Here is a 7150-nt window from a genome sequence, read left to right on the forward strand (position 1 = left end):
GCGGCACACCGCACCTTCCGCGTCGTTCGTTCGGACGAGATAGGGCTTGGGGCGCGCCAAGGTCAAGTCCGGCAGCGCTCACGGGGCAAACGGCCTGTGGCCGGCAGAAGGTGCTGACCACAGTCGAATTCACGAAAAAAGCAGGATCGGGCGCGCCTCTGCGCTTGCACTCCTCGCTTCTCCGTGCCAATCGCATCCGCAATCAGCGACGAGCCTTGGAGAGCGAGCATGAGCCAGTCGGGAAAGAACGGCCTCACCTACAGCGACGCAGGTGTGGATATCGATGCCGGCAACCTGATGGTCGAGAAGATCAAGCCGCATGTCCGCTCGACCCGGCGTCCCGGCGCCGATGGCGAGATCGGCGGGTTCGGCGGCCTCTTCGACCTGAAGGCCGCCGGTTTCAGCGATCCGGTCCTCGTCGCAGCCAATGACGGCGTCGGCACGAAGCTCAAGATCGCTATCGACGCCGACAAGCACGACACGGTCGGCATCGACCTCGTCGCCATGTGCGTGAACGATCTCGTGGTGCAGGGCGCAGAACCGCTGTTCTTCCTCGACTACTTCGCGACCGGCAAGCTCGATCCCGACCAGGGCGCCGCGATCGTCGCGGGAATCGCCGCCGGCTGCCGCGAGGCGGGCTGCGCGCTGATCGGCGGCGAGACGGCCGAGATGCCGGGCATGTATTCCGGCGGCGACTACGATCTTGCCGGCTTTGCCGTCGGCGCGGCCGAGCGCGGGCAGCTTCTGCCGGCGGGCGACATTGCCGAAGGAGACGTCATCCTCGGACTTGCCTCCTCGGGCGTCCACTCGAACGGCTATTCGCTGGTGCGCAAGATCGTTTCGCTCTCGGGCCTCGCCTGGGATGCTCCGGCACCTTTCGGAGAAGGCACGCTCGCCGACCTCCTGATGACGCCGACGCGCATCTATGTGAAACCGCTTTTGAAGGCGATCCGCGAGACGGGTGCGATCAAGGCACTGGCCCACATCACCGGCGGCGGCTTCCCCGAGAATATTCCGCGGGTGCTGCCGAAGCATCTTGCCGCCGAGATCGACCTCGGCGCCATCAAGCCGCCGGCCGTCTTCTCCTGGCTCGCAAAGACCGGCGGCGTTGCCGCCAACGAGATGCTGCGCACCTTCAATTGCGGCGTCGGCATGATCGCCGTGGTTCCGGCGAGTGAAGCGGAAAAAGTTGCGGCAGTGCTTGCCGGCGAAGGCGAAACGGTCTTCACGCTCGGCCGCATGGTCGCACGCGCCGAGGGCGCGCCCGGCACGATCTACAAGGGCAATCTCGCCATATGAGCATGGTGGCCGGCAAGAAGAAGGTCGTCGTGTTCATTTCCGGCGGCGGCTCCAACATGATCGCACTGGCGAAGGCTGCCGCCGCGCCGGATTTTCCGGCCGAGATCATTGCGGTGATCGCCGACAAGGCGGATGCGGGTGGCCTCGACAAGGCGGCCGGGCTCGGCATTCCGACCTTCTCCTTCGTTCGCAAGGATTTTGCGGGCAAGGAAGCGCACGAGCAAGCAATCCTCGCCGAGCTCGACCGGCTCCAGCCGGACGTGATCTGTCTCGCGGGCTATATGCGCCTTCTTTCTGCGGCCTTCATCCAGCGCTACGAGGGCCGGATCCTCAACATCCACCCGTCGCTGCTTCCGCTCTTCCCCGGGCTTCACACGCACCAGCGGGCAATCGACGCCGGGATGAGGATCGCAGGCTGCACCGTGCATTTCGTGACGGAGGCTATGGACGACGGGCCGATCGTCGCCCAGGCGGCCGTACCGGTCGTTTCCGGCGACACGGCGGATACGCTCGCCGCCCGCGTCCTTACCGTCGAGCACAGAACCTATCCGATGGCGCTTCGGCTCGTGGCTGAAGGCAAGGTGCGGATGGAAGCCGGCCGGGTGGTAAGCCATGCCGTCGGCGAGGCAACGGGTACGCTCATTTCCCCCGCCATCTGAGGCAGCGGGTCACCTTCCCATCGCCAGCCGGCGGTCGAGCGCATCGAGCACGCGTCGTGTCAGAGCGGCGTAGTCGCCATCGAAATGATGGCCTCCCTCGATGGAAACCACGTCGATGCCGGAGGATTTCAGATCCGGGCAGGCATCGTCCTCCTCGTCGGTGCCGTAGATGCACTGCACGAGCGCCGGCTCGATCGCCTTGATGTCGTCGACCGGGTCGCCGGCATTCCCCTCTCCGTCGGCGCCGAGCCAGCCGAGGACGGAGATCTTGTAGTCGGCGCGATGCGACAGCGCCATGAGCGTTACCTGCCGTACGCGCGCGCGGGTCGCTGACGGAAGCAGGTTGTAGGTGCGCGGCAGGATGTCGGCGCCGAAGGAATAGCCGATCAACAGTACATTGCGGACGTTCCACCGCCTGCCGTAATAGGTGATGACACGGGCGAGATCGTCCGCCGTCGCCTGCGGCTGGCGCTCCGACCAGAAATAGCGAAGCGAATCCACCCCGACGACGGGCACGCCCTGCTGCTGCAGGGCATTGCCGACCTCCTTGTCGATGTCGCGCCAGCCGCCGTCGCCGGAATAGATCACCGCCATGGTATCGCGCGCAGGCTTCGCATCGAGAACGGTCAGGGGGAGTCCGAACGGGTTGTCCCCTTCGTCCTCCTGCTGGATGTACCCCGCAAGCGTGGAGGAAAGTGCGGCATAGACGTCTTCGTCGCTCTCCTGGACTTCGACGTCCGGATGCTTGGCTGCGAGAGCGGCAACGCGCTCGCGTCCGGCAGCCGACGCGGACGGCGAAGAGACGACGGTTACCGGGTCGGGCAAGGCGCCATCGGTCAGGCCATAGACCATGCGGTCGCCTTTCCGTGTCTTTTCGGCAGGAGTGCAGAGCTGCTTCGTCAGGGCGATACCCTCTTCGGGATCGACCGCGAGCGTCCGGCCGATGGTCGCTGCGGGAGATTGTGCGGCGATCGCCAGCGCCATGGCCCCGCCGGCCCCGACGCCGGCGACGATAGGCGGCCGATAGGCGCCGCTGCCGGCCGCGCGCTGCACCTGCTGACTCAAGGATTCGATGTCCGAGACCGTGTAGACGCAGTCCCCGTCATCCCTGCCGAGGGCTGCCAGATAGGCCTTGAGGTCGATGCCGATGACGAGCGCTTTCTCGCTCGAAAGCTTTCGGGCAACGGCATCCTCCCTCTCTGTCCAGCCGCCGGCGTCCGAAAGCAGCACCACGGCGCCGGAAGCCGCCTCTTTCGGGAACAGGATGTGCGGTGCGGGGATCATGCCGGTGTCGAACTTTGCCGCGTCTTCGGCAAAAGACGGAAGGGATGCAGCGCCGGCAATCAGTGCCGCCAGGGCTGCACGCTTCAAGATCCTTTTAATGGGGGTCATTTCCTGATCACTCCCTTCAGGCCGCCGCCGATCAGGAATGTCGCATCCATCAGCGCCAGGATCGGGTTGAAGCCTCCGCTCGCCACCAGGTAGCGCGGCTGCCACTGCGGGTGAAACTTGGACTTGAAGGCGCGCAGTCCCTTGAAGTTGTAGAAGCGCTCGCCGTGCTCGTAGAATGCCCGGCCGGCGCGGTCCCATACGGGCGCCAGCCGGCGCTCCGACATGCCCGACAGCGGCGCCATTCCGAGATTGAAACGCCGATAGCCCTCGTTCTTCAGATATTCCATCAGTTGCGCGAACAGGAAATCCATCGCCCCTTTCGGCGCGTCGGGCGAGAAACGCATGAGGTCGACCGAGCCCTCCTCCTTGGTGCCGGTGATCAGAATATTGGCGAAGGCCACGATGCGACCCTGCCGTTTGAGGATCGCGACAGGCTGCGCCGTCAGGTATCGCGGATCGAAGGCGCCGAGGGAAAAGCCCTTCTCCCGCGCATTGTGGTGGGCGAGCCAAGCATCGGAAACGGCCCCGAGCTCCGGAAGGATCGCCGGTATTTCCGGGGGCGCGACGACCGAGAACTCCAGCCCGTCGCGAATGCCACGGCTCACCTGCTGGCGCAGGTTTGCCCACTTGCCGCCCTTCATCTCGAGGCGCGTGAGATCGACCTCGGCAAGTTCGCCGAGGCGGAAGGCTCTCAAGCCCGCATCCGCGTAATGCGAAAGCCCGCGCGCCGAGACCTGGTAGAAGACGGCGCGGCAACCATTGGAGCGCGCCGCCTCGATGAACTGCCAGATGAGATCCGGCCAGGCATCCACGGGTCCGACCGGATCGAACAACGCAATCCAGGAACGCGCCCAGCGGCCATACATGATGAAGGCCCGGCCGTCGGCGGAGAACATGATGCTCTTGTCACCCATGCGCACGAGGTTGGCGTCGGACATGTCCTGCGCGTCGACGACGGCGACCGCCCGCTCCATCTCCTGTCCGCAGGCGGGGGCAACGGCCGCAGCGGCCGGGCGCATCAGGCTCCAGATCGCTACAGCACTTGCGCCGATCGTCACTCCCAGGAAGGCGCGGAGCCCGCGCGGCGCTTCCGCCGAGAATTCGAACTGCCACCAGAGCTCATGGCTGTATGCGACGTCGCGATAGACAAAGAGCAGGACGACGAATGCGCCGAAACAGATGACGCCGAGCGCGGTAAGCCACGGCAGCGTCAGCGCCTGTCCGAAAAGCGAGGCGGGACGATTGAAGAGCCGCCGACTTGCGAGAAGCCCGACAAGAAGGAAGGCGAGCATGCCGGCTTCCCCGAGCGCCACCGCCTTCACCAACGAAAGCAGGATTGCGGCCAACGCGATCGCGACCGATGCCCACCAGGCGCCATCGAGGCGCAGCGCCAGCCCCCGCGCGACGATGAACAGCGCCAGACCCAAAAGGCTCGCAAGGAAATGCGCGCCTTCGATGATCGGTAGGGGCACGTAATTCGCAAGAAAGGCCAGGTTCTCGTCCGGCGTCGGCGTCACGCCCGAGAGAACCAGCATCAGGGCGAGGACGAGCGCCAGCGTGGCAAGCAATAGCGGCGTCATCCGGCCGCCGGCGCGGCGAAGGCTGGAGGCTGCCGGGTGGCCCGCCAGCTGGCGGAGTTCGATGCCGATCATCACGACGATGGCGATGAGCAAGGGCAACAGGTGGTAGATGACGCGGTAGAGGACGAGTGCACCGAGCACCGCATCGACGCCGGCTGCGCGGCCCAGGCTCGCAACGATCACCGCTTCGAAAACGCCGAGCCCCGCCGGCACATGGCTGAGCACGCCGAGGCCGACCGCCACGGCATAGATCGCCAGGAAGGCCGGCCAGCCCACCGTTCCGGCGGGCAAAAGGACATAGAGGACGGTCGCCGACGCCGCGAGATCGAGCGCCGTGACGAGGAACTGGCGCGAACATGTTTGTGAGTCCGGCAGACGCAAGACGAGGCGGCCGATGCGGACCTCGCGACCGCTGCGAGCGGCGATCAGCACCACCAGCAAACCGGCAAGGACGAAGACGGCGATTGCCCGCAGCCATGCCGCATCGATCCCGGTCAGCGGCGCCACGTATTCGCCAACGGCAAGCAGGCTCAAGCAGGTGACCACCGCGAGACCCAACCCGAAGGCGAGTGTGACGAAGGCAATGAGACGGGCGATCTCCTCCGGCTTCAGCCCGAGGCGCGAATAGGACCGATAGCGGATTGCACCGCCGCTCAGCGGACCGAAGCCCGCCGTGTTGCCGACGGCATAGGCGCAGGCGGCCGTGAGCGCGACGGCGGGATAGGGAAGCTTCCGTTCGATGTAATCGAGCGCGCTGACGTCGTAGAAGGTGAGTGCGAGGAAGCTCAGGCCCGTGAACAGGATCGCCGTTGCCACCGATCGCCGGCTCGTATCCGCCAGCGCCGACACGACGTCGTCATATCGCACCTCGGCCGTCAGGTGAAAGATCGCCGCGCCGAAGAGCGCGATCACGAGGAGTGTGCCTATCGCGGAGAGGTAACGCTGGTTGCGTCTCAGAAAGAGCCGCCATGCACCGCGGTCCTGTTGGTCTTCCGCTTCAAACTCTTCCGTGGAGGAAGCCATTGGTTCGCCCGTGCGTTGAAGGAGACGACAATGGCTTACCGCAGCGCAGCGCGATCAAACAGTGAAATATCGGTAATGTAGAATACTATGGAGTATCAGGCGGTTACTTGGCGAGCGAGGCACGGTTGAGCATAGCCCACTGCAGAAGCATGATGGTTTTCGCATCGCAGATCTCGCCGGTGCCTATCCTCGCGACGGCTTCGTCGAAGGAAATTTCCAACACCTCGATGTCCTCGCCCTCATGCGCAAGTCCGCCGCCCGCCGCGACCTTCTTTGATATATCGATGAGACCGAGGAAGAAGCTCGTGCGCTCCGTAATGGAGCCGGGGCTCATATAGGCATCGAAGAGATGCATGGCCGTCTCGATGCGGTAGCCGGTTTCCTCCATCGCCTCGCGGCAGATCGCGACTTCCGGGGCTTCGCCGTCGAGGAGGCCCGCCGGCGCTTCGAGGAGATATCCCGTTTCCCCCTGCAGGAAAACCGGCAGGCGCAGCTGGCGGACGAGAACCACCACCTGCCGCTCCGGATCGAAGAGGAGGATCGTTGCGGCTCGGCCGTGGTCGTGCACTTCACGCACGAGGCGCGCGGTTCTGCCGTCGGACATTTCCTGCTCGATCGTGATCTGCTCGAGATTGATGAAGCCATCCCAGACCGTCTTGCGATCGATGATCCGGAAGCGCGCGTCTGCGTTTTTGGTCATGGGAAGTCCTTTAGGCCTGTTGAAATTCGGGATGTTCGCCGGGACTTGTTTCCTCCCTCATCCCTGTGCTTGTCACAGGAATGAGGGGGCGGAGAGATTGCCGTCTTCCGACACGTTTCCTATGCCGCGTCTGAATTTATTAGAATCGTTCACGATGGTTTTAGGTCGACCCGACTAAAATCATCGTGAACTCGAGAGCGGGCGCGGTCAGGCCCGGCGCATCCAGACGCGGTTGTCGTGGAATGCGGCTCCGCCATAGGGTGCCACGGCATCGGCACCGGTCAAAACGTTGATCCCCTCCCCGTCCAGGTGGGCCCCATTGGGCCAAAGCCCTTCGGCGATGACGACGCCGCGACGGGTGCCCCCTCCGATCTTCGCGTGCAGGCGGATTTCACCACGCCCGTTGCCGAGCCTGACGACGTCGCCCTCGGCGATACCGAGTTCGGCCGCATCCTCCGCATGGATCATGACTTCCGGCCGGCCCTCCTTCTGGATCG

At 64.8% G+C, this 7150-nt stretch carries 6 protein-coding genes; 2 read left to right on the forward strand and 4 right to left on the reverse strand.

Features of this window, described 5'->3' with window-relative positions; genetic code table 11:
* The first annotated feature begins 228 nt into the window (after positions 1–228).
* Complete coding sequence (purM, locus tag JOH52_RS18945; protein ID WP_010969094.1) at positions 229–1299, forward strand: phosphoribosylformylglycinamidine cyclo-ligase; 1071 nt, start codon at positions 229–231, stop codon at positions 1297–1299.
* Positions 1296–1958 (forward strand): phosphoribosylglycinamide formyltransferase, encoded by a 663-nt coding sequence (purN, locus tag JOH52_RS18950; RefSeq protein WP_003529371.1) that lies wholly within the window; start codon positions 1296–1298, stop codon positions 1956–1958. Before purM ends, purN begins: the two co-directional genes overlap by 4 nt.
* Before the next feature lie 9 nt (positions 1959–1967).
* Here the strand turns inward: purN and JOH52_RS18955 are convergent, their stop codons facing one another.
* From JOH52_RS18955 to JOH52_RS18970, 4 genes are all read right to left on the reverse strand, one after another.
* Positions 1968–3350: a virulence factor gene (locus JOH52_RS18955; protein WP_014526668.1), complete on the reverse strand. Its 1383-nt coding sequence runs from the start codon at positions 3348–3350 to the stop codon at positions 1968–1970.
* A complete protein-coding gene (gene mprF, locus JOH52_RS18960) occupies positions 3347–5953 on the reverse strand; it encodes a bifunctional lysylphosphatidylglycerol flippase/synthetase MprF (RefSeq protein WP_014526667.1) in 2607 nt (868 codons plus the stop codon). The genes JOH52_RS18955 and mprF overlap by 4 nt, the downstream gene beginning before the upstream one ends.
* Positions 5954–6056: 103 nt before the next feature.
* The gene (locus JOH52_RS18965; RefSeq protein ID WP_107010471.1) at positions 6057–6653 is read right to left on the reverse strand and encodes an NUDIX domain-containing protein; all 597 of its coding nucleotides are present in this window, start codon (positions 6651–6653) and stop codon (positions 6057–6059) included.
* A gap of 207 nt (positions 6654–6860) precedes the next feature.
* On the reverse strand, positions 6861–7150 hold a 290-nt coding region (locus JOH52_RS18970), incomplete at its 5' end, for a molybdopterin dinucleotide binding domain-containing protein (RefSeq protein WP_273545385.1).

This window comes from Sinorhizobium meliloti (assembly GCF_017876815.1).
GTDB classification, from domain to species: domain Bacteria; phylum Pseudomonadota; class Alphaproteobacteria; order Rhizobiales; family Rhizobiaceae; genus Sinorhizobium; species Sinorhizobium meliloti.